The organism is Paractinoplanes ovalisporus (assembly GCF_016834655.1).
Classification (GTDB): domain Bacteria; phylum Actinomycetota; class Actinomycetes; order Mycobacteriales; family Micromonosporaceae; genus Actinoplanes; species Actinoplanes ovalisporus.
The window spans coordinates 736,891-760,496 of the sequence record NZ_JAENHP010000003.1 but is presented as its reverse complement, the minus strand read 5'-3'; the positions used below and the strand labels follow the sequence as shown (position 1 = coordinate 760,496).

Annotated in this window: 16 protein-coding genes; 5 read left to right on the top strand and 11 right to left on the bottom strand. The window is 71.9% G+C overall.

All coding sequences use genetic code 11. The annotated features are described in order from the left end of the window. Positions 1–6: 6 nt before the first annotated feature. Positions 7–1,623 (bottom strand): glycoside hydrolase family 13 protein, encoded by a 1,617-nt coding sequence (locus JIG36_RS13740; RefSeq protein WP_203376527.1) that lies wholly within the window; start codon positions 1,621–1,623, stop codon positions 7–9. Between the two features lie 68 nt (positions 1,624–1,691). Between JIG36_RS13740 and JIG36_RS13735 the strand changes: the two genes are divergently transcribed. Then, positions 1,692–3,188 carry an ATP-binding protein gene (locus tag JIG36_RS13735; protein WP_307872700.1) on the top strand — a complete coding sequence of 499 codons (1,497 nt, stop codon included), beginning with the start codon at positions 1,692–1,694 and terminating at the stop codon, positions 3,186–3,188. 30 nt (positions 3,189–3,218) lie between these two features. Here JIG36_RS13735 and JIG36_RS13730 read toward each other — a convergent pair whose 3' ends face one another. The 9 genes from JIG36_RS13730 to JIG36_RS13690 form a co-directional block, all read right to left on the bottom strand. Then, positions 3,219–3,470: a hypothetical protein gene (locus tag JIG36_RS13730; protein ID WP_203376525.1), complete on the bottom strand. Its 252-nt coding sequence runs from the start codon at positions 3,468–3,470 to the stop codon at positions 3,219–3,221. 51 nt (positions 3,471–3,521) lie between these two features. Further along, positions 3,522–4,184, bottom strand: a complete 663-nt coding sequence (locus tag JIG36_RS13725; RefSeq protein ID WP_203376524.1) for a response regulator — start codon at positions 4,182–4,184, stop codon at positions 3,522–3,524. After that, positions 4,181–5,662, bottom strand: coding sequence for a sensor histidine kinase (locus tag JIG36_RS13720; protein ID WP_203376522.1), 1,482 nt, complete (start codon positions 5,660–5,662; stop codon positions 4,181–4,183). Before JIG36_RS13720 ends, JIG36_RS13725 begins: the two co-directional genes overlap by 4 nt. A 465-nt stretch (positions 5,663–6,127) precedes the next feature. Beyond that, positions 6,128–6,856: a hypothetical protein gene (locus JIG36_RS13715; protein WP_203376520.1), complete on the bottom strand. Its 729-nt coding sequence runs from the start codon at positions 6,854–6,856 to the stop codon at positions 6,128–6,130. Then, positions 6,853–7,731 (bottom strand): ABC transporter ATP-binding protein, encoded by an 879-nt coding sequence (locus JIG36_RS13710; RefSeq protein ID WP_203376519.1) that lies wholly within the window; start codon positions 7,729–7,731, stop codon positions 6,853–6,855. The genes JIG36_RS13715 and JIG36_RS13710 overlap by 4 nt, the downstream gene beginning before the upstream one ends. Before the next feature lie 75 nt (positions 7,732–7,806). Then, positions 7,807–8,568 (bottom strand): tetratricopeptide repeat protein, encoded by a 762-nt coding sequence (locus tag JIG36_RS13705; protein ID WP_203376517.1) that lies wholly within the window; start codon positions 8,566–8,568, stop codon positions 7,807–7,809. Continuing rightward, entirely contained in the window at positions 8,537–9,790 is a 1,254-nt protein-coding gene (locus tag JIG36_RS13700) for an MFS transporter (protein WP_307872699.1), read from the bottom strand. Before JIG36_RS13700 ends, JIG36_RS13705 begins: the two co-directional genes overlap by 32 nt. A 9-nt stretch (positions 9,791–9,799) precedes the next feature. Continuing rightward, a complete protein-coding gene (locus JIG36_RS13695; RefSeq protein WP_236046699.1) occupies positions 9,800–11,995 on the bottom strand; it encodes a putative bifunctional diguanylate cyclase/phosphodiesterase in 2,196 nt (731 codons plus the stop codon). Positions 11,996–12,044: 49 nt separating this feature from the next. Continuing rightward, a complete protein-coding gene (locus JIG36_RS13690; RefSeq protein WP_203376515.1) occupies positions 12,045–13,631 on the bottom strand; it encodes an acyl-CoA dehydrogenase family protein in 1,587 nt (528 codons plus the stop codon). A 198-nt stretch (positions 13,632–13,829) separates the two neighbouring features. On the opposite strand from JIG36_RS13690, the gene JIG36_RS13685 reads away from it, so the two are divergent. Both JIG36_RS13685 and JIG36_RS13680 read left to right on the top strand, forming a co-directional pair. Then, entirely contained in the window at positions 13,830–15,566 is a 1,737-nt protein-coding gene (locus tag JIG36_RS13685) for a dynamin family protein (RefSeq protein ID WP_203376513.1), read from the top strand. Next, positions 15,563–16,960 (top strand): dynamin family protein, encoded by a 1,398-nt coding sequence (locus JIG36_RS13680; RefSeq protein ID WP_203376511.1) that lies wholly within the window; start codon positions 15,563–15,565, stop codon positions 16,958–16,960. The genes JIG36_RS13685 and JIG36_RS13680 overlap by 4 nt, the downstream gene beginning before the upstream one ends. On the opposite strand, the gene JIG36_RS13675 is transcribed toward JIG36_RS13680, so the two are convergent. Next, positions 16,942–19,881, bottom strand: coding sequence for an Hsp70 family protein (locus JIG36_RS13675; protein WP_203376510.1), 2,940 nt, complete (start codon positions 19,879–19,881; stop codon positions 16,942–16,944). The genes JIG36_RS13680 and JIG36_RS13675 overlap by 19 nt on opposite strands. A gap of 187 nt (positions 19,882–20,068) precedes the next feature. Between JIG36_RS13675 and JIG36_RS13670 the strand changes: the two genes are divergently transcribed. Beyond that, a complete protein-coding gene (locus JIG36_RS13670) occupies positions 20,069–22,306 on the top strand; it encodes a glycoside hydrolase domain-containing protein (RefSeq protein ID WP_203376712.1) in 2,238 nt (745 codons plus the stop codon). Then, a complete protein-coding gene (locus JIG36_RS13665; RefSeq protein WP_203376508.1) occupies positions 22,303–23,559 on the top strand; it encodes a glycosyltransferase in 1,257 nt (418 codons plus the stop codon). Before JIG36_RS13670 ends, JIG36_RS13665 begins: the two co-directional genes overlap by 4 nt. The last annotated feature ends 47 nt before the right edge of the window (positions 23,560–23,606 follow it).

Genomic DNA, 23,606 nt, shown 5'->3' with positions numbered 1-23,606 from the left:
ACGGCGTCAGACGCGCGTCCAGACCGCTGTGTCCGGGGGCAGCATGAGCAGGCCGCCGACCGGGCCGCCCAGGTCGGGAGCGGAAGCCATCAGCAGCCGGTGCACCGGCACCGTGACCGTCTCCGTGCCCATGTTGATCCAACAGGTGATCGGCTCGGGGTCGCCGTGGTGGGCCGCCAGGTCGACGCGGACCACGCCGCCCTCGCGGGTCACCGTCGCCTGGCCTGAGCCGAGCGCCGGGTAGAGGTCGCGCAGCAGGATCGCCTGCTGATACATCGTCAGCGTCGACGACGGGTCGTCCAGCTGGCGGTCGACGGCGTAACCCGACCAGTCGGCGGGCAGCGGCAGCCACGGCTCGGCGCTGCCGGCCGCCGAGAATCCGGCCGCGGGGGCATCGGCCGTCCACGGCATCGGGATGCGGCAGCCGTCGCGGCCGGCCCGCTTGCCGCCGGAGCGGAAGAAGATCGGGTCGCGGCGGGCGGCGTCGGGCACCGTGGCCTCGGGCAGGCCGAGTTCCTCCCCGGCGTAGAGGTAGGCCGAGCCGGGCAGGGCCAGCATCAGCAGCGCGGCGGCGCGGGCGCGGCGCTCGCTGCCATAACGGGTGGCCTGACGGGCCTTGTCGTGGTTGCCGAGCACCCACGGCGCGGGCGCGCCGACCGCCGAGAACGCGTCGAGCGCCTCGGTGATCGTCTCGGCGAACGCCTCGGCGTCCCAGTCGCTCTTGAGCAGCCGGAACTGGAACGCGTGGTGCAGCTCGCCGGGCCGGGCATAGAGGCCGACCTGCTCCAGGTCGGCCAGCGACACCTCGCCGACCAGCATCTTCTCGTCGAAGTACTCGTTGCAGACGGCCCGCCAGCGGCGCCAGATCTGGTGCACGCGGGGCTGGTTGGTGGTCATCGCCTGCTCGGGGCCGTGCCCGAACAGGGTGGGGGAGTAGATGCCGGGATTGTCGCGGTAGGCGGGATCCTTGAACAGCCCGTACGCGACGTCGACCCGGAACCCGTCGACACCCAGGTCGAACCAGAACCGCAACGTACGGTCGAAGTCGTCCGCCACCTCCGGGTTGTCCCAGTTCAGGTCGGGTTGCTGCGGGGTGAACAGGTGCAGGTACCAGCGGCCGTCCGGCGTACGGGACCAGGCCGGCCCGCCGAACATCGACTGCCAGTTGTTGGGCGGCTCCTCCGAGGCCGGCATGAAGTGGTAGCGCGCCGCCTCGGGCGAGTCCGGGTCCGCCAGCGCACGCCGGAACCACTCGTGCTGGTCGCTGGTGTGGTTGGGGACGATGTCGAGCAGGATCCGCAGGCCCAGCGCGTGGGCGTCCTCGACCAGGGCCCGCACGTCCTCGACGGTCCCGTAGTCCGGGTCGACCGCCGTGTAGTCGATCACGTCGTAACCGCCGTCGGCGCCGCCCGACACGTAGTGCGGGGTCACCCAGACCGCGTTCACGCCCAGTTCGGCCAGGTAGGGCAGCCGCGCCCGCAACCCGGCGAAGTCGCCGACACCGTCGCCGTTCCCGTCCGCGAACGAGCGCAGGTAGACCTGGTAGACCACCGCGTCACGCCACCACGCGTCGCGGCGGACGTGCTCGGACCGGCACCTGTCTTCGATCGGCTCTGCTGACATGCCCGCACCGATCGGCCGCCCGGCCGCCGCGTCGCAGGGGTGCACCGAACGGCAACCGGTGTACGCCCGTGTCACTCTGGGAGGAGCCCACCCTGGAGGAAGCCATGTCGGATACGCGGCCACGAGGCGAGACCTTCGAGTACGCCGGCGCCACGGTCGAGCTCATCGACGCCGCCACGCTGCTCGCCGCGGCCCGGGTCAACCCGGTCGACCTGCTGCGCACCGCGACCTGGCCCGAGCCCGTGCAGCGCGTCGACCTCACCGTCTCCAGCGCCGACCGGCCGGGCGGGCCGGTGCACACGTTCGCGGCGTCGATCAGCACCGCCGAGGAGCCCCTGTCGAAGGAGCGCATCCGCAAGCTGGTGCTCGGCAACGACCCGGTCGGGCTGCTCCTGGCCAAACGCATCGAGGCGGGTGATCCGATCGCCACCCGGATCGTCGACGGGGTCGGGGCCGCGGCCGCCGCGGCGTACAAGAAACTCGGTCTTGACCGTCAGACCCAGCCGGTGACCAACCGGGAGCCGGGAACGCTGGCCGACGCGGTGGTGGGATTGCAGGCCGAGTTGACCTACGACGAGACCGGCACGGTCGTGCGGCTGCACGCCGAGGTGCCGCGCGACGAGGTCACCACCGCGCACCTGCAGGCGTTCGTCGGGTTGACCCTGCAGGCCGTGATCGAGCTGGCCGGCCCCGACGCGCTGACCGGCCGGCGGTTCGTGATCAGCCGCGAGAACCTGTCGAAGGAGGCGCCGACCACCCAGACGGTGACGCTCGACATGGTGGGCGGGCTGGCCGACGTGGTGTCCGAGCTGCGGCAGATCGCGGTGTCGTTCCGGCACCCCGAGGCGATGGCCCGGTGGGGCGCGCGCCGGCCCCAGGGCATTCTCATGTACGGGCCGCCCGGCACCGGCAAGACGATGCTGTCGCGGGCCCTGGCCAACGAGATCGGCGCCGACTTCCGCGAGATCCGTACGCCGGAGATCCTCGACAAGTGGCTCGGCGGCTCGGAACGCAACATCAAGCAGATCTTCCGCGACGCCCGCCGCTACCGGGTGCCCACGCTGATCCTGTTCGACGAGTTCGACTCGATCATCAGCTATGCCGGGGCCGGCGGGGACGCGGCCAGCCAGGCCATCAACGCGGTGGCCGGCATCTTCAAGCAGGAGATGAACGACCTGATCGAGGCCAACCCGAACGTGATCGTGGTAGCCACGACCAACTTCCCCCACCGGGTCGACGACTCCCTGATCCGCTCGGGCCGCTTCGACGTCAAGATCAGTGTGCCGAAGCCCGACGAGCCGTCGCGGGCCGAGATCTTCCGCAAGATGGTCCGCGGCCTGATCGCGGCCCACGAGGCCCCCGGTTTCCAGATGTTCGCCGACGACCTCGACCTGGCCGCCCTGGCCGCGGCGAGCCACGGCATGACCGGCGCCGACATCAAGGAGATCCTGCGCCGGGTGCAGCTCTCCAAGGCCATGCAGGACGCCCGTACGGGCGGACAGGTCTCCCCGATCACCACAGACGAGCTGCTGGCGAGCGTCAGAGAACTCCTCGGCCCGCGCTGACCCGGCCCTTTGTGACTGACTTGTGCCGACTCAGCCGGCGGCGACCTGTTCCTTGGTGGCCGGATCGCCGCCGGTCTGGTTGCCGCCGCCCCGGTTCTTCACCTGGTAGGTGACGGTTCCGGTGCCGGCGACGGCCACGACGAACGCGAGGGCCGCCGTAACCCACTGCCCGTCGGTGATGGAGCCGAACCCGCTGTGCTCACCCTGAAGCGCGGTGAGCAGCGACGACAGAAACGCGATGAGGCCGCTGGCCGCGGCCGAGAAGATTGCTTTCATAGCCATTGTTCCGACCCTCCTTCGGTGTCCGTTCAAGAGGAGGGCCGGGCCACCGTCTCAGATACTCCGGATTCCGTTCTCGTACGCGAAGATGACAATCTGCACCCGATCACGCAGCTGAAGCTTGGCCAGCAGCCGCCCGACGTGCGCCTTGACGGTGGCCTCACTGAGCGTCAACTCGCCGGCGATCTCGGTGTTGCTGAGACCACGAGCGACCAGCTCGAGCACCTCACGCTCCCGCGCGGTGAGCAGTTCCCGCAGCCGCTCGCCCTGATCCGCGACCGGCCCCGCCGGAAGCATCGGCGCGAACTTCTCCAGCAGCCGCCGAGTGACCGCCGGCGCAACCACCGCGTGCCCGCCCGCCACCGCCCGGACAGCCGACAACAGATCGGCCGGCGGCACATCCTTGAGCAGAAACCCGCTCGCCCCCGCCCGCAGAGCCGCGTACACATACTCGTCCAGGTCGAACGTGGTCAGCACGAGCACCTTGGCCGACCGCCCACCCTCGACTATGGCCCGGGTGGCGGCGATCCCGTCCATGACCGGCATGCGCACGTCCATGAGCACCACATCGGGTTCCAGCGCCCGCGTCATGCCGACGGCCTGCGCACCATCCCCCGCCTCACCGACCACCGTGAAGTCAGGCTGAGCCTCCAGCACAAGCCGAAACCCCAGTGACAGCAACGGCTGGTCATCCACCAGAAGCACCGAGATAGTCACGCCGTCACCGACTCCTCGTTCCCCGCCCGTGCGGGAGTCGCCAGCCGCTCATCATCCGTCTCGTTTCCCGTTGGTGCGGGTGGCAGCTCGTCGAACTCGAGCCGCACATGCACCCGCCAGCCCGCCCCGGGGCGCGGACCAGCCTCGACACGACCCCCGTACGCAGCGGCCCGCTCCGCCATCCCCACCAGACCGTGGCGGTTCGCGGGTTCCGGTTCGCGGGCCACCGCTCCGCCGCCGTCGTCCACCACCGAGATCTCCGCGCTGCCCGGCCCGAACACCAGCCGGACCTCCACACCGACCCGCGTCCCCACGTGCTTGAGCGTGTTCGTCAACGCCTCCTGCACAATGCGATAGACCGTGAGCCCGGCCGCCGGCCCCCAAGCCCCCGCGGCCCCTTCACGCACGAGCGTGACCCGCGGCCCCGCCCGCCGAACCCGATCGACCAGCGCATCCAGATCACCCAGCCCCGGCTGCGGCCCACGATCCGCCCCCGCCCCGATCCCGCCCAGCCCGCCGTTGCCGTTCTCGGCCGGCCTGTTCCCGCCGCTCCCCGACGGTCCACTGGGTCGGGACAGCCCGGTCGGCAGCTCGCTCACCGCGCTGCCGTTGCTCACTGCGCCACCGTTGCTCACCACGCCGTCTTCGTGCACCGCGTCGTCCTCGTGCAGCTCGCCGCTGTTGCTCACCGCGCTGTTTTCGCTCACCGCGCCGCCCTCGCCCGCCGCGCCGCTTTCGCTCAGCACGCCGCCCTCACGCAGCAGCCCGACGATCCGGCGCATCTCGGTCAGCGCCTGACGCCCGGTCGCCGAGACCTGGGTCATCACGGTCGCGGCCCGCCCCGGCGCCGCCGGAACGCTGGCCGCCGCCCCTTCGGAAAGAGCAACCATGACCGTCAGATGATGGGCCACCACGTCGTGCATCTCCCGGGCGATCCGGGCCCTCTCGTCGGCGACCGCGAGCCGGGCCCGCTGATCCCGTTCGATCTCGAGCCGCAGCGCGTGCTCCTCCAGCGCGGACAGATAGGCCTGCCGCGTCCGCTGGTTGATCCCGATGAGAGCGACCGCAACCGTCACGACCGACACCGCCGCGAACCCCGTCCAGGCCGTCGAATCCTCGGGCCGCCCGAGCAACCCGGCCAGGACGGTGAACCCCACAGCCGACCACGTGTGCACAGCCGACCGATTCCGGGCCACCGCGAACAGGGCCACCAACGGCACGAGGAAGATCGCCGGAGTGCGCGCCCCGAGCAGCCCGCCCAGCCCGATCAATGCGCACACCCCCCAGAACACCGCCACCGGCCACCGGCTGCGCCACAGCAGCGGCACGCAGGGCACAACCGCGGCCAGCCAGTCGAGCCAGGACGTGCCGGGCGAGGTCGCCCCGGTGCGTCCCGTCTGAATGACCAGACAGGCCACCGCGGTCAACACGGCAACCAGCGCGTCCATCGCCGCCCGGCGTCCGTCGCCGATCCTCATCAGTGGCCTCCTCCCGATGGCGGTTGCGCTCCCGACAGCTCTCGTGCTGAACTCTCCCGTGCCGAGCCCCGCCCGGCAACGAGGATCTTCCAGGCCTGTGGACAAACCAGCGCCTGTGGATAACTCGATTCGGCGGGTGGCCGACGTTTTAGGGTGGGGGACCCCCGGTCGGGTGGGTTGGGGTAGTTGCCCCTACCGACAGGACCAAGATCGACCCACCCGGTGATCACGCAACAGAGCTAGCGAGATCGACGCGGCCGACGATCACGTGACAACCCGAGCGAGCGGTACCAGCCGGGTGAGCGGAACGGCCCGGGCGACCGGAACGAGCCGAGCGACCGGGAACGCGCCGAGCGACCAGAGCAAGCTGGGCGAGCGGAACGGGCCGGGCGACCAGACCAAGCCGAGCGACCGGAACGAGCCGAGCGACCGGAACAGGCCGAGCGATCAGACCAAGCCGACCGATCACGGATCCCGGCGCCACATCATCACCGCGCCCGCGGCCAGCACCACCCCGACCCAAACCACCAAAGCCACCGCCGCCGGCCGCGCCGCCAACATCTGCGTCGGATCACCGGAAGACGTGTCCGTATAAAGGGCCTGCGCCAACGCCACCGGCGTATACCGCACCACCTTCTCACCCAGATCGTTCGGCAACGCCGCCCCCAACAGGGCCGGCAACACCAGGATCGCCAACACATAGCCGGTGATCGCCGCCGCCGTGTGCCGGATCAACGCGCCCAGCCCCAACCCCAGCAGAGCCAGCATCACGGGCGCCACCGCCGCCCCGACCAGGTGGTCACCGACGCCGGGCAGCGGCCCCCACACGGCCCGGAACACCACGGCCGACAACAAAACGACCACGGCCATCACCGGCAGCGCGAACCCGGCCAGCACGATCCCTTTGGCCCACAGCACCGGCAACCGGGCCGGCACGGCGGCGAACGTCGCCCGGACCAGGCCCGAACCGTACTCGCCGGTGATCATCACGATGCCGGCCACGCCCAGGACCAGGGAGATCACGTCGATACCCAGGTAGGGGGTGGACGACGACGGGTCGGTCGCCCGGGCCGCGATCGCTGCCGACAGGCCGACCGTGGCCGCCGCCGACAGGGCGAACAGGAGCCATGTGGAGCGCAGCGCCAGGAACTTCGTCCACTCCGAGAACATCACGCGCGGGAACGTCACTCTCATGCCGTCAGCTCCATGTACGCCTGTTCCAACGTGGCCCGCCGCGGCGTCAGCTCGTGCAGCACGACCCCCTCGGCCGCGGCTGTCACGCCGATTTCCGGTGCGGGCAGGCCGGCCACGGACAGCAGCCCGGTCTCCGGCGACGAGACGGTCGCGCCTCGGGCGGCTAGAGCCGATTGCAGCCGTACGGCGTCAGGGGAGCGCACCGTCACCGAGGCCGGCGCCACCCGGGCGATCAGTTCGTCCACGGTCGTGTCGGCCAGCAAGCGTCCGCCGCCGATGATCACGAGGTGGTCCGCGGTCACGGCCATCTCGCTCATCAGGTGGCTGGAGACCAGCACCGTACGGCCGTCGGCCGCGAGCTCGCGGATGAGCGTGCGGACCCACAGCACCCCGTCGGGGTCGAGCCCGTTGACCGGCTCGTCCAGGATCACCACGGCCGGGTCGCCGAGCAGGGCGGCCGCGATGCCGAGCCGCTGACCCATGCCGAGCGAGAACGTCCCGGCCCGCCGCTTCGCCACCGCGGCGATCCCGGCCTGTTCGAGCACCTCGCCGACGCGGCCGCCGGGGATGCCGTGGGTGCGGGCGAGGGCGAGCAGGTGCGTACGGGCGCTGCGTCCTCGATGGATCGAACGGGCCTCGAGCAGGGCGCCGACCTCACGCAGGGGTGCCCGGTGGTCGCGGTACCGCTTGCCGTTGACCAGCGCCTGCCCGGAGGTGGGCCGGTCCAGCCCGACGATGGCGCGCATGGTGGTGGACTTGCCGGCGCCGTTGGGGCCGAGGAAGCCGGTCACCCGGCCGGGCTCGACCGTGAACGACAACCCGTCCACCGCGGTCGTCGATCCGTAGCGTTTGACCAGGTCATGTACTTCAATCATGGATCCGACGCTACGAATCGGGCCGCCCGCTGGGAACCACCCACGGTCGCGATCGCCGGCCCCGCCGCGTACGACTCAGGTATCGCCGAGCGTCTTCGCCAGACTGGCCCGGCACTTCGCCGTGGAGGGGTGGCCGCGGCCGAGCGTCTGCTCGAACCCTCGCAGGGTCTCCCGCAGCATCGCGGCCGACTCCTCGAGCTGACCGTTCTCCCGGTAGCAGACCCCGAGGTTGTGACCGGACTGCAGGGTGTCGGGATGTTCCGGGCCGAGCACCCGCTGCCGCCGACGCAGGTTCTGCTCGTGCAAGGCGACCGCCTCGGCCGGGTCGCTGCTGCTCGCGGCCAGGTTGTTGCGGATGGTCAGGGTGGACGGGTGATCCTGGCCGAGGCTGTTCTCGGCGAGGCGGAGGGCCTCCTGATTCATGCGGAGGGCCTCGGCGCGCCGCCCGGCTGCCAGATGGGCCGCGGCGTGGTTGACCAACGAGGGGAGAGTGTCGGGCCGCGCCTCCAGAGCGCCCTCGGCGTCGCCCAGCTCCAATGCGATCATGGCGAGGTTGTTCCTCGCCGCGAGGGTGTCGGGGTGGTCGGGGCCGAGCACCCGGGCCGAGGCCTGGAACGCCTGGGTCTGCCGGTCGAACGCCTCCCGGTGGCGGCCCAGGGACCACAGGGAGATCGCGACGTGACTGGCCCGGGCGAGGGTGTCGATGTGATCCGGGCCGAGCAGGCGCTCCGAGTCGGCGAGGACGGCCAGCTGGATCCGCAGGGCGTAGTCGTAACTGCCCTGGTGGTAGAGGCGGAGCGCGTAGTCACTGCGTTCGAACAGACCCTGCTCGCTCATCCGCCGACGATAACGGAGCCGCCGGTTTCGCGATGTCCCGCCAGGGCAGCAGGACCGAGCTGGCCAGCACGCCCAGTCCACACACCAGCAGCGCGGTCCGCAGGCTGGTCACCGCGGCCAGCGCGCCGCCGAGGGCGATACAGATCGGTTGCACCGTACGGGAGGTGATCTGCCAGCCGGCGAGGACGCGGGACAGGTAGCCGTCGGCGGTCTCGGTCATGCGGTAGACGGCGAAGGCCGGGTTGAACACGCCCGAGCCGAACAGCGCCAGGAACTCGATCACGATGATGAGCACCAGCCCGGTCACGCCCGCGGGCAGGAACGCCAGTGCCCACAGCCACAGTGCGCGGCCCACACCCGAGACGAGCAGCACCCGGCGGCGGCCGAAACGGGCCGTGAGGGGACGCAGGGCGAGGGCACCGAGCACGCCGCCCAGGCAGGGGATGCCCCAGGCGATGCCGTACTGCCAGGGTGCGAAGCCGAGGTCGCGCAGCATCAGCACGGTGAGCAGGGGCGAGGCGGCCATCATGGCGCCGCCGAACAGCTGCGAGTTGACGAACAACGCCCGCAGGCCGCGGTGGCCCAGGATGTAGCGCCAGCCGGCGGTGATCTCGGACAACCGACGGCGCGATGCGTCCGGCACCGAAGGGCGAGGTTCCGGCGTACGGAGGGAACGCACCCCGACCGCCGAGAGCAGGAAGCTCACCGCGTCGGCCGTGATGGTCCACGCGACCCCGAAGAGCGAGGTGAGCGCGCCGCCGATGGCCGGGCCCGAGCTGTACGCGGTCCAGAAGGTCGCCTCGAAACGGCCGGTCGCCGCCTCCCGGTCCTCCGGTGGGACCAGGGCTTTGAGGTGGGCGCCGCCGGCCGCGGTGAAGGCGATGGCCGCCACCGACTGCACGACCGCCACCACGCAGAGCTGGGCGTAGGACAACACGCCGGAGAGCATCGCCACCGGGACGCTGACGACGGCCAGGAAGCGGACGAGGTCGGCGCCGATCATCACCGGGCGTTTGCGCCGGTACTCGATCCAGGGACCCATGGGCAGGGCCAGCAGCGCCGCCGCGATGCCGCCGAACGCCGCCAGCAGCGACACCTGGAGTTCGGAGACGTCGAGCACGAGCACCGCGACCAGCGGCAACGCGCCGAACCCGATGCCCGTTCCGAATTCACTGATCGCGTACGCCGACCACAGCCGGCGGAAATCGGAGCCCAGCGCCACCGGGGCACCCTACCGGGCCGCGACCTCCGGACCGTGGAAGGCGGGCTCCGCCACGGGCCGCCCGAAGTGGTAACCCTGGGCGTAGCGGTAGCCCAGCTCGAACAGCGACGCCGCCTGCTCGGCGGTCTCGACTCCCTCGGCCACCGCGCTCAGGCCGAGACCGTCGCTGACCTGGATCAGCGCGGTGGCGATGACCGCGTGCCGGCCGGCCTCGGTGATGTTGTCGACGAACGACTTGTCGACCTTGAGTACGTCGACCGGCACGGTCTGCAGCAGCGTCAGCGAGGAGTGGCCGGTGCCGAAGTCGTCCAACGCGATCTTCACGCCGAGCTCGTGCAGTTCCTCGACGGCCCGTACGGCCACCCCGCCGCCGAACACCGCGGTCTCGGTGACCTCGACGATCAGGCAGTCCGGGGCCATCCGGTTGCCGGCCAGGGCGTCCGCGACGACCGCGGCGAAGCCGGGCTCGGCCAGCTGCCGGGCCGACACGTTCACGCTGATCCTGGTCGGGGCGGCGGCGCCGTGGGTGGCCTGCCACCGCACGAACTGGGCGCAGGCGGTCCGCAGGATCCACTCGCCGAGCTCGACGATCAGGCCGTTGCGCTCGGCCACCGGCACGAACTCGCCCGGGCTGACGAAGCCGCGCACCGGGTGCGTCCAGCGGACCAGCGACTCCACGTAGCGGGTCTCACCGCCCGGCAGCGACACGATCGGCTGGTAGACCAGGTGGAACTGGCCGGTGTCGAGGGCGGCCCGCATCTCGGCGCCCAGACGGGCCTCCTCGTCGGCCCGGTCGTCGAGCTCGACCGCGTAGCGGCGGAAGCGGGCCTGGGAGGTCTTGGCCGCGTACATCGCGACGTCGGCGCGGCGCAGCAGGTCGAGCGGGTCGCCGCCGTCGGCGATGCCGATCGCGGCGCCCACCAGCAGCTCGTGCCCGTCGACCTCGAACGGCTGCCGCAGCGCGCCGGCCAGCCGGTCCACGACGGCGCCACCCTCCTCGACGGTGGCGTCGGACAGCAGCAGCGCGAACTCGTCGCCGCCCATCCGGGCCAGCACGCCCTCGCCGTTCAGTTCGGCGCTGAGCCGGGCCGCGACAGCGATCAGCAGGTGGTCGCCGACGGCGTGCCCGAGCCGGTCGTTGACCTGTTTGAAGCCGTTGAGGTCGAGCAGGCACACCTGGGGTGTGCCGGTGGCGGCCGCGGTCCGGAGTTGCAGCTCGAGCAGGCGGCGGTTGGCCAGGCCGGTCAGGTCGTCGCGCATGGCGAGCTCTTCGAGCCGGGCCGACTGGCGCTGGGTCTGGCCGACGAACCCGCCGAGCCGGGTGACCACGAGCAGGAACAGGACGACCGCGCCGATGCCGATCGCCACCCAGTTGATCGTCTCGCCGCGGACGCCCTGGACGAACAGGACCGTCGGCACCATCATCGTGACGCCGCCGAGCAGCACCAGGCGGCCGCGCCCGAAGTGCGCCTGGCCGGTCCGCCGGCCGATGTCACGCATCGACGGGTGCACCGCCGCGCCCGCCCACAGCACGTACGCCAGCATGAAGCCGACGTTGATGATGCTGCCCGAGTAGTTCGTGAACGCCTCGGTCAGGCTCCAGCCCACGTCGCAGGTGAAGTTGAGGGCGCAGCCGAGCGCGAGCAGCCACAGGCTCGTCTGCCGGGCCCCGGAGCGGCTCAGCAATCGGGTCACCACGGCGCACATGAGCACGTCGAACGTGGGGTAGCCGACCGTGACCAGCCGTTCGAGCAGAGGAGTGCCCGCGTCGCCGAGGGTCGGCTGGATGACGAAGATCCAGAAGATCAGGCCGACGCCGGTGGCGATGATCGCGGCGTCGATCACCCCGGCGCTCTCCCGGCGCCCGGAGCCGCGCGAGATCATCAGCAGGCCCGCGAAGAGCAGCGGATACGCGGAGAAGTAGATGACGTCGTCCCAGTACGGGAACGGGTGGTGGCCGAGGAAGAAGCCGGTCACCTCGTAGACGATGTCCGCGGTGACGTAGCAGATCGTCCCGGCCGCGAAGATCCACCAGCCGCGCCGGGCGGCCGGTCGGTTACGACGGATGCCGGCCACGATGACCGCGAACGACAGCACGCCGAGCCCGTTGTAGACCGCGGCGGCCGAGACGTCGCCGTCCGGGAGCAGCAGGTAACCGGCGCAGACCAGCACGCCCGCCGCCATCCAGCTCCACCACAGTCGCATCAATCGTCGGATCGACCGATTCGTGAAGAGCCTGAAGATTCGTGGGTTGCTACGCCGGTGCGGCCCGTTCCACCAGGGTTGCCGTGTCGGCTCCGGAGCCGAGGGTGCCGAACGTGGTGCCCCAGTCGCCGCCCAGCCGGCTCGCGCAGAAGGCGTCGGCGACCGCGGGCGGGGCGAACCGGACGAGCAGGGACGCCTGGAGCACGAGGGCCATCAGCTCGACAACTCTCCTCGCGTCTGATTCATCCGGTTTGAGGGACTTCAACGCGAGAACAGCCGCGTCCAGATGGCGGTCGGCGCCGGTGACCAGCTCATCGTGAAAGGCGTCCAAGCTGTCCGGCGACCGCTGCAACGTCCGGAGAACATCGAGAGCCTGGACGTTCCCGGAGCCCTCCCAGATCGAGTTGAGCGGCGCGTCCCGATAGAGGCGGGGCAGCCCCGAATCCTCGACGTAGCCGTTGCCGCCCAGGCATTCCAGGGCCTCACCGACCACGGCCGGCTGCCGCTTGCACACCCAGTATTTACCCACGGCGATCGCGAGGCGCTTGAACGCCTGTTCGTCGCGGTCGACCGCCCCGGCCAGCCGCATCGCCAGCACGGTGGCGGCCTCCGACTCGAGGGCCAGGTCGGCCAGCACGTTGCGCATGACCGGCTTGTCGATCAGGGGCCCGCCGAACGCGCTGCGGTGCCGGGTGTGGTGGACGGCCTGGGTCAGCGCGGCCCGCATGCCCGAGGCCGAGCCGGTCACGCAGTCGAGCCGGGTCATCGCGACCATCTCGATGATCGTGCGGACGCCCTGGCCCTCGCCGCCGACCAGCCACGCGACCGTGTCGTCGAACTCGGGCTCGCTGCTGGCGTTGCTGCGGTTGCCCAGCTTGTCCTTGAGGCGCTGGATGCGGAATGTGTTGCGGGTGCCGTCGGGCAGCACACGCGGCACGAGAAAGCAGGAGAGACCCTTGGGCGCCTGCGCGAGCACCAGGAACAGGTCGCACATGGGGGCGCTGGTGAACCACTTGTGCCCGCGCAGCCGCCACGTGCCACCGCCGGCCGGGGTGGCCACCGTCGTGTTGGCGCGCACGTCCGAACCGCCCTGCTTCTCGGTCATGCCCATGCCGGCGAGCAGGCCCGCCTTGGCCGAAGGGGTGCGCAGACCCGGGTCGTACGTGCGGGAGGTGAGCCGTGGCTCGTAGAGGCCGGACAGGTCGGCGGCGTGACGCAGCGCCGGGACGACGGCGTAGGTCATCGAGATCGGGCAGGAGTGGCCGGCCTCGACCTGCGACCACACGTAGAGCCCGGCGGCGCGTGCGACGTGCGAGCCCGGGCGGGTGTCGGCCCACGGCGCTGCGGCCAGGCCCTCGCCGACCGCGACCTCCATCAGCCGGTGCCACGACGGGTGGAAGTCGACCTCGTCGATCCGGTGGCCGTAGCGGTCGTGGGTCATCAGGCGCGGCTCGTGACGGTTCGCCTCGTCGGCCCACCGCTGCGCCTCGGCCGTGCCCGCCAGCTTGCCCAGCCGGTGCAGGTCGTCGGCGGCCCAGGACGCTCCCTCGCGGGCGACGGCCGCAAGCAGGGCCGTGTCGGCCGCAACGTCATAGCCGACCAGCGGGGGCGCCTGGTTGAACACCTCGTGCGTCACCTTCGCAGCCTACCGCCGAGTAACCAGGCGCTGGAAGGCTCCGCACGCGCGGCCGTCGGGGGTGCCGTCCCGGGCCGCCGCGTGCGGAGCGCGCACAACATCGCATATCCGCCGGCTATCCGGAGTGTCGGAAATCCGTCCGCTGATGGCAGGGTGGTGGGCGCTATGGTCGGGCGTTGCGAAGCGGAGGGGGAACGGTTGACCACGACGGCGGCCGACATGCTCGCCCGGCTGGCCGAGGCCCGGTCGATCGCCGCCGCCGCGGGGCGCGACGACCTCGTGGAAAGGCTCGATCACGCGTCGAGCGCCCTCGGGGCGGGCGCCGAGACCGCCGTGGCCGTGGTCGGCGAGTTCAAGCAGGGCAAGAGCACCCTGGTCAACGCGCTGCTGCGCACCGACCTGTGCCCGGTCGACGCCGACATCGTCACCGCGCTGCCGACGATCCTGCGGTTCGGCCGTCCGCCGTCGGCCGCGCTCACCGGCGAGAACGACGACCGTACGCCGATCGAGCTCGGTGAGGTCCAGAAGCACATCACCGGCGAAGCCGGCCAGGAGGCGCGGGCGGTCGAGATCCGGATCGACCGGAGGCTGCTCGGGGCCGGTCTCGCCATCGTCGACACGCCCGGGGTGGGCGGCCTCGACTCCGCCCAGGGCAACCTCACCCTGGCCACGCTCACCATGGCGGGCGCGGCCCTGTTCGTCACCGACGCCGCCCAGGAACTCACCGCACCGGAGGTCGACTTCCTGCGCCGTACGGTGGAACGCTGTCCCCGCACGGTCGTCGTGCTGACCAAGACCGATCTGCACGTCGAGTGGCGCCGCATCGTGGAGATCGACCAGGGCCACCTGCGCCGGGCCGGGCTCGACCTGCCCGTCGTGCCGGTCTCGTCGTTCCTGCGGATGCGCGCCCAGGCCCGCGACGACACCGACCTGAACGCCGAGTCGGGTTTCCCGCGGCTGGTCGAGCTCCTGCGTACGGAAATCGCCGGAAGCGCCGCCGAGGCCCGGGTCACCGCCGCCCGCGCCGAGCTCACCTTCGTCGCCGCCCAGCTCCGCGAACGTCTCGACGCCGAGGAGGCCGCGGCCGGCGACCCGGGGCTGCACGCCCGCTACGCCGAACGCGCCCGCCGCAGTGAGTCCCTGGCCGGCGGCACGTGGCAGGTCGTGCTGCAGGACGGCATCCAGGACCTCGCGGCCGACGTCGACCACGACCTGCGTGAACGGCTGCGCCTGCTGATCCGCCAGGGCGAGGAGATCCTGGCCTCCTCCGACCCCCGCGAGACCTTGCAGGACTTCCAGGCGTGGGCCGCGCGTGAGGCCGCCCGGGCCGCCGCCGACAACCTGATGCTGCTGGTCACCCGGGCCGAGCAGCTGGCCGGCGAGGTCGCCGAGCGGTTCGGCATGGAGGCGCGCGACATCAGCGCCACCCTGCCGGTGCTGCGCACCAACACCGACAAGGCCCGGCAGATCACCCTCACGTTCGACAAGTCCGGCATGCGGCAGTTCCTCGGCGCCTTCACCGCGGCCCGCGTCGCGTACGGCGGTTTCTACCTGCTCGGCGCGGTCGGTGCGCTGTTCAGTGTGGCCTGGGCGGCGCCGCTCGGACTGCTGGCCGGGGTCACGCTCGGGCGCCGCCTGGTCAAGGCCGAGAAGGAACGTCAGGTGCAGCAGCGCCGGGCCCAGGCCGGTCAGGAACTTCGCCGGTACGTCGACGAGGTCGGCTTCCACGTCGGACGGGACAGCCGGGAGGCCGTACGCCGCACCCAGCGCCTGCTGCGCGACGAGTTCGCCACCCGGGCCCGCGAACTCAGCCGCTCCGCCCACGCCGCCGAGGCCGTGGTCCGCGAGGTGGCCGCCCTCGCCGAGCCGCAGCGCCGCCACCGGGCCACGTCGCTGCGGGAACAGCGCCTGCGGCTCGATCGGCTGGCGTCGTGAACCTCCTCGCCCAGACCCGCGACCTGCTCGACCGGGCCGTCGCCGCCACCGGCGACCCGCGGCTGGTGCGGGCCCGGCGCCGCCTCGACGAGCCGCTGCGGGTGGCCATCGCCGGCAAGCTCAAGGCCGGCAAGTCGACGCTGCTCAACGCGCTGATCGGCGAGGAGCTGGCCGCCACCGACGCGGGCGAGTGCACCCGGGTCGTCACCTGGTACGCCGACGGTCCCGCGTACGCCGTCACGTCGTACCTGCGCGACGGCACCGCCGAGGCGAGACCGTTCACCCGGCGCGACGGCGCGGTCCGCATCGACCTGGGCCGCCCGGCCGCCGACGTCGACCGCCTCGAGGTCCGCGTCCCCAGTGCCCGCCTGCGCCGCCACACCCTGATCGACACGCCCGGCATCGAATCCCTGTCGGCCGACGTGTCGGCCCGCACCCACACGTTCCTCAACCGCGACGGCCGGGCCGACGCCGTCATCTACCTGCTGCGCCACCTGCACGGCGGCGACGTGCGCTTCCTGGAGGCCTTCCACGGCGGCGGCGAGGGCGGCACCTCGGTCAACGCCATCGGCGTGCTGTCCCGGGCCGACGAGATCGGCGGCTGCCGCCTCGACGCCATGACCGCCGCCGACCGGGTCGCCGACCGCTACACCGCCGACCTGCGGTTGCGCCGGCTCTGCCCGGTCGTCGTGCCGGTCGCGGGCCTGCTCGGCGCGGCCGGGGCCACCCTGCGCGAGGAGGAGTTCCGCACGCTGGCCCAGGTCGCGGCGCTGCCCATGGACCACATCGTCGAGCTGCTGCTGACCGCCGACCGGTTCGCGGCCGGCAGCGAGCAACGTCGCCACGTGCTCACCCGGGTCGGCCTGTTCGGCGTACGGCTGAGCACCCGCCTGATCCACGAGGGCGTGGTCACCGACTCGGCCGGGCTGGCCGCGGCCCTGACCGAGCACAGCGGCATCACCCGCCTGCGCGACCTGCTGCGCACCCACCTCGAGGGCCGGGCCGGGGTGCTCAAGGCCCGCAGCGCCCTGGCCGCCCTCGACGCCTGCCTCGCGCCCGGCTCACCCCTGGTCGCCGACGCCGAACGGATCCGGGCCGGCGCCCACGAGTTCGTCGAGCTGCGCCTGCTGCACCAGCTGCGCTCGGGCCGGCTCACCCTGGCCGACGACCGGCGGGCCGAGATGGACCGTCTGCTCGGCGGTTCCGGCGGCGGGGTCTCCGAGCGGCTCGGCCTCACCGGGGCAGACGACGCCGGTGCGGCGGCCCGTGAGGCCCAGGCCCGGTGGCAGCGCCTGGCCGAGCACCCGCTGTCCAACCGCGACCTGCGCACGGCCGCCCGCGCGGTGGCCCGCACCTGCGAGGGGATCGTGGCCGGTCAGAACCAGCAGGGGTGACCCTCACGGGCGCCGGGCGCGGTCAGCACGGTCTCTCCGGTGCCGTCCGGTTTCATGATCACGATCTGCGGTTTGTCGTACGAGCCGCGCGTGAACGCGAACCACTTGCCGTCCGGTGACCAGGTCGGGTCCATCTCGCGTTCCGGGCTCGTGGTCAGCCGCCGCGGCGCGGTCTTGGCCAGCTTGTCGATGATCCAGATGTCGGAGTTGCCGTCGGGGCTCTCGCGGGTGAACAGGATGAAGCTGTCGTCGGGGGAGAGCGCCGGGTCGACCGCCGGCCCGTGCTTGGGCTCGGTGATGCGCCGCCCGGGCTCCTCCAGCTTGACGGCGTTGATCACGTAGATCAGCTTCTGCTTGGCCCGCCACACCCAGTAGACGATGGCCTTGCTGTCGATGGTCCAGAACGGGTCGTCCTTGTCGGCCTCCGAGAACGTGATCTGCTCGGGTTCGCCCCCCTCGACCGCGATCCGGAAGATCTGGTTGTACTTGCCGACCTTCTTCATGTACGCGATCCGCGTGTCGTCGCCCGACCACGTGGCCCGGCTGTTGGCGACCCCGGTGACCAGCGTGCGGCGGTCGCTGCCGTCCTTGTTCACGATGACGATGTCGTTGGTGTTGTCGGCGTTGGCATGCGTGATCGCGATCCGGTCCCGCCGGTGCGACCAGCGGGGCAGCAGGTCACCCGGTTCGGTCCCGGCCAGTTCCGTCCGTTCGGTGCCGGTGCCCGGCGTGAACGAGACCACCTTCGACACCCGGTTGGCGCTGTCGGCGGCGCCGGTGTCGACCCGCACGAGAATCGCGGCGTCGGTCGGGTAAGGCGGCGGCGGGCTCGCGGAGGTCGGCGGGACGCTGGGGCCGCTCGCGGTCTGCCCGCCACCCTTCTCGCGGTTGTTGTAGGCCACCACACCCACGACACCCCCGACGACCAGCACCACCGCCAGCCCCGAGGCGAGCGCGAGGCGGCGGCCGGTCCGGCGGGGGCGGGGCGGCTCGAGGTCGGTCGGTTTCCCTTTCCCGTACGGCTCCCGGCCGCCCCAGACTGCCGGAGTCCGCGGCTCCACCCCGTACGGCCCCGGCGGCACTCCCGGACCCGACCCGTAGGGCGGCCTGCCCGCGTCGCCACCGTTGGGCGGCGGCGCCTGGTTTCCCCCGTACGGCGGCGCTCCCGCACCCCCGCTGTAGGGCAACGCCCCCGCATCGCCACCGCCGGGCGGCGTTCCCACACTCCCGCTGTAGGGCGGTGTCCCCGCATCGCCACCACTGGGCGGTGCTCCTACACTCCCGCTGTAGGGCGGTGCCCCCGCATCGCCGCCGTAGGCCGCTTCCGCACCACCGCCGTAGGGCGGCGCTCCGGCACTCCTGCTTGAGGGCGGTGCCCCCGCCAAGCCACCGCCGGGAGGCGCACCCGGGTTGTCGTAAACCGGCGGCACCTGGCCTCCGCCATAGGGAGTCGCGGCGTCGTGCGGCGCTACCGGGCTCGCGTCGAAGGCTGTGCGCGCGAGCGGCTCCGACGCCGGATCCGTGGGGAAGGCCGTCGTGTGCGCGAGCGGCTCCGATGACAGGTTCGCGCCGGGGATCGAGGCGGCGCCGCGCTGGAAGGCCACCGGCCCGTTGGCCCCCGCCCGCTGCGGCGGCGCCGGGAACGGTTGCGTCGGCATCACCCGCGTCGGGTTCAGCGGCGGCTGCCCAGCGTCGCCCGAGTCCGGTTGCTCGGCGTACGGCGTCGTCGGTTGCTCGCCATAGGGCGTCGACGGCTGCTGTCCGTACGGCGGAGTTGCCTGTTCCGCGGGCGACGGCGCGACCGGCGCGACCGGCGTGACCGGGAACGGCGACGTCGGGGCCGGCATCGGGAACAGGCCCCCGGTGGCGAGCGCCGCGCCCAGCGCGATGCTGTGCTCCGGATGCGGGTCGGCGATCACCGGGCGACCGAACTCCTCGCCCAGCAACTGCCCCACGATCGGGATCCGCGACGACCCGCCCGCCAGCAGCACCGCGCTGACCTGCCCGGCGTCGAGCCCGGCCGAGCGCAACGCCCGGCGGGTGGCGGTCACCGTGTCTTCCAGGGCGGGCGCGATCATCGATTCCAGTTCGGACCGGTTGAGCCGCACCCGCGTGTGCAGCCCGGGCAGCGCCACCGGAATCTCGGCCTCGGTGTCGAACGACAGCGCCTCCTTGGCCTCGACACAGTCGCGCCGCAGCCGGGCCAGCGCGGCCACGACCTCGGGATCGTCGGCGTCGAGTTCCAGCGCGGCGTCGCCGAGCGCGCCGACCACGTGGGCGAACACGGCCTCGTCGAAGTCGGCCCCGCCCAGCTGCTCGATGCCCTCGGGCTCGCCCAGCAGCGTGAACCCGTCGCCGTCACGCCGTAGCAGGGCCACGTCGAACGTCCCGCCGCCCAGGTCGTACACCATGACGGTCTCTCCGGACGCTATTCGGCGGGCGGTCGCGTGGTGCAGGGCGGCGGCCTCGGGTTCCGTACGGAACGTCACGTTTTCGGCGTCGGCCAGCCGGACGGCCTGCTCGAACTGCTCGCGCTTGTAGGGACCCCAGTTCGCCGGGTGGGTCAGCGTGATCGACGACGGGGGCGCCTCGCGCTGCCGGGTGACCTCGTCGAGCACGTGGCGCAGCAGCCGGCCGGTGAGCGCGTGGGCCGAGAACGGGGTGCCGCCGACCAGGATCGGCACCGGGTCGCCGATGCGGCGCTTGAACTCGCGGGCCAGGCGGGACGGCTCGGCCAGCCCCCGGCGCTCGGCCGCGTCGCCGATCAGCAGCCCGCCGTCGGCCCGGACGAACACCAGCGACGGGATCTCGGCGCGACGGCCCCCCAGCCGTACGACGGAAGCTTGTCCGCCCTGGTCACACACGGCAGCCGCCGTCTGGGTCGTGCCGAGGTCGATGCCGAGGCCGTAGGTCCGCTCCACGCCGAGGATTTTCGCACCCGGGTGCGACATTCCGACGCTGCCCGAACGGGTAACTACGCCCAGGGAAGGGCCGGATGTACGACAAGATGGATCGAGAGGCAGCCATCCCTATCCAAGATCCACTTCTGACCTACGGAGTTCATCTTGCCGAAACCTCTGGCCGCGCGCCGCTGGGTAGTGTCCCGTCATTCTCGACAACGTTGACCCCTTCATCGGCACCGCGGCGACGGACCTGCCTCCCGCCCGCGGACTGGCCGCCACCTGGTGGTTCCCGAAACCTCAGGTCGGCAACACCCACCCGGGTGCCACCGCGCCGCTCGGCATGGTCTCGGCCTGCGCCTATTCGGGGGCCTACCCGACCGGTTACGGGCTCTACACGAAGAACACCGAGGGCGTCCCCGAGACGATGTTCGACCGGATCCAGGCGTCCGGGTTCACCCACTTCCAGCAGTCCGGCACCGGCGCGATCCGCAAGTACTACAACTACGTGCGCGTCACCCCGATGGTGCAGCCGCTGGACGACCTCGGGCAGTCCTGGGACCTGCACGACGAGACGGCCGAGGCCGGCTACTACGCGGCCACCCTCGACACCGGCATCCGCAGCGAGATCACGGTCGGCGACAAGGTCGCGGTGCACCGCTACACGTTCCCCGCCGCCAGCAGCGCCCGGGTGGTGCTCGACCTGTCCTGCGGCGGCCTGGCCACCGAGCTCGGCCGCACGATCCCGCTGCGCGCGCAGATCGAAAGCATGGGTCACGGCCGCGCCCAGGGCACGGTCGTCATGGAGGGCGTGCCGCTCTCGGTCTATGTCGAGGTCGACAGCCCCAACTGGCGGCAGATGCTCTGGTACGACCGGCGGCTGATCGACGGCGGCACCCGGCTCGACTTCGACAGCATCCGGCACACCAACCTGCGCCCCTTCGGCATGCTGTTCCGCGGCTCGGCCCGCGCCGGCCAGACGATCGAGGTCCGGATGGGCTTCTCGCTGCGCGGGTGCGACCAGGCCCGCGAGAACCTGCGGCGCGAGTGCGGCGACGACAGTCCGGCCTTCACCGCCGTACGGGCGAAAACGCGGGCCAAGTGGCGCGAGCACTTCGACAAGGTCCAGGTCGACGGTGGCACTTCCGCCCGCCGCACGGTGTTCGGCACCGCGCTCTATCACGCGCTGGTCAAGCCGTGTTTCGCCGACGACGAAAGCCCGTTCTGGCCCAATTCCGGCCCGTACGCCTTCGACGTCTGCACCATGTGGGACATCTACAAGACGCAGATCCCGCTGCTGTCCGCGCTCGTGCCCGACCGGGCCGCCGACCTGCTCGAATCGCTGATCCGGGTGTGCGAGGAGGAGGGCAACTTCCCGATCGGCTACCGCATGGCCCGCGGCGCCGACCGGTTCTTCCGCCAGGCCAGCGCCCTCGCCCACACCGCCCTGGCCGACGCCCACGCGCTCGGGCGGGCCCCGATCGACTGGGCCTGGGCGCTCGTGCACATGGTCGACGACCTGCGCCGCATGTACGGCGAGGACTTCTACGAGCACGGCGTGGTCCACCCGATCACCCACACCCTCGACCTCGCGTACGGGTACCACTGCACCGCCCGCGTGGCGCGCGCCCTGGGCGACCGCCGCCTGGCCGCCGATCTGGAGGAGCGCAGCCGGGGCTGGGTCAACGCGTTCGACCCGGTCACCGGCCTGCTGCGCGACTCAGAGTTCTACGAGGGCGGCAAGTGGAACTACTCGTTCCGGCTGCTGCACGACATGCGCGCCCGCATCGACCTGGCCGGCGGCGACAACGCGTTCATCGGCAAGCTCGACCGCTTCTTCGGCTACGGCGCCGAGCCGGTCAAGCAGCCCGGTCAACGCCCGCCCGCGGCCGAGATGCAGGCCGGTTACGCGCTCAAGCGGTTCGAGGGCCTGAACAACGAGCCCGACATGGAAGCGCCCTGGGCCTACCACTACGCCGGCCGCCCCGACCGCACCGCGCAGATCGTGCACTCCGCGCTGACCTGGCAGTTCGGCACCGGCCCGGGCGGCCTGCCCGGCAACGACGACTCGGGCGGCCTGTCCTCCTGGTACGTGTGGGCGTCGCTGGGCCTGTTCCCGGTCGCCGGTCAGCACCTGTTCCTGGTCAACGCGCCCGCCTTCGAACGGGCCGCGATCCAGATGCCCGAGGGCGAGTTCGTCGTCGAGACCAGCGGCCACCGCGAGACCCCGATCGGCGTCGACGGGATCGACCGCGAGCCGCCCGCCCTGTTCGTCCAGAGCGCCACCCTGAACGGCAGACCCCTGCACGCCACCCACCTGAGCGCCGCCGATGTGCACCGCGGCGGCCGGTTGCACCTGCGGCTGGGCCCGGAGCCGTCGAGCTGGGGGAACGGGAACCGCCCGCCCTCCTTGTCCGACCCACCCCCTTCGGAGGCCGCACGTTGAACAAGCCCGACCGTCGTCTCGTCATCGTGGTCCGCGCGGACCCGGTGATCTGCGGCCACTCCGGCGAGGCCCGCAACCTCGCCGAGGTCGCTCTCACCCGGGGTTTCACGGACGTACGCCTGCTCACCTGGCCCATTCCCGTGCTGCAGGCGGCCGGTCTGCCGCTCAAGCCGCTCGACCGGCTCCTGCCGTACAGCGAGGGCATCACCGTCGAACGCCCCGAGGCGGTCGGCGACTACCGCGTGCCCGACGGCCGCCACCTGGCCGGGCTGACCGGCCGGCTGGTCGAGCTGCTGGCCGAGCCGATCCCCACCGTCTGCCTGTCGATGTACACCGTCCCGCACACCACGGTGGTGGTCGACGCGGTCAACGCGGCCCGGGCCGCCGGCCTGCAACCCGACGTGCACACCATCGCCAAGGCGGTCGGCTCGGACGTCACCAACGTCATCCGCCAGTGCCTGCGCGAGGGCCGCTTCGGCGCCGCCACCGTCCTGTTCACCACCTTCCTGGCCAACGACGAGGTGGTGGCGGTCTCCGAGTTCACCAAGGACGAGATCATCGCCTCGGCCCTCGAGGTGGACGCCGCCTGCGGCACGTCGTTCGCCGAGCAGTGCCGTTCCCGGGTCACGGTCAGCTACCCGCCGATCGACGCCTCGGCCTACCTCGACCTGGACCCCGAGGCGGTGGCGGCGGCCCTGGCCCGGCGCGGCCTCACACCGGGCGGCTACATCCTGTTCCTGTCCCGGGTGGCCCGGGCCAAGGGCATCTACGACCTGGTCATCGCGTACGGCCAGATGCGCAGCCGCGACAAGGTCAAGCTGGTGGTCGCCGGCACCGGCCCCGCCTTGGAACACGTGCAGGCGATGGCCAAGGAGGACGACAACATCATCTTCCTGACCGACGTCGACGACGAGGAGAAGCCGTTGCTCATGCGCGGCTGCGCCGCCTACGCCCTGCCCACCAAACCCGAACCGGACTTCGTCGAAACCTTCGGCATAGCCTTGGCCGAGAAGATGCTGGCCGGCGGCGGCCCGGTGATCACCACCCTGACGGGTGGCACCGGAGAGGCCGTGGGTGACACGGCGGTGATCGTCGAGCCGGGGGACATCAACGCCCTGGCCGACGCCCTCGACCACGCCGTCCTCGACATGACGGAGGCCGAGAAGCACGAGATGGCGGCCCGGGCCCTCGAGAAGGCAATGACTTTCGACCGAGGCGCCGTCTTCGACTCCCTGCTGTCCTCCAAGGGCTGACCGTTCCGGCCGGGCCGGCCTGCGACCGGCCCGGCCCCCACGGCTCA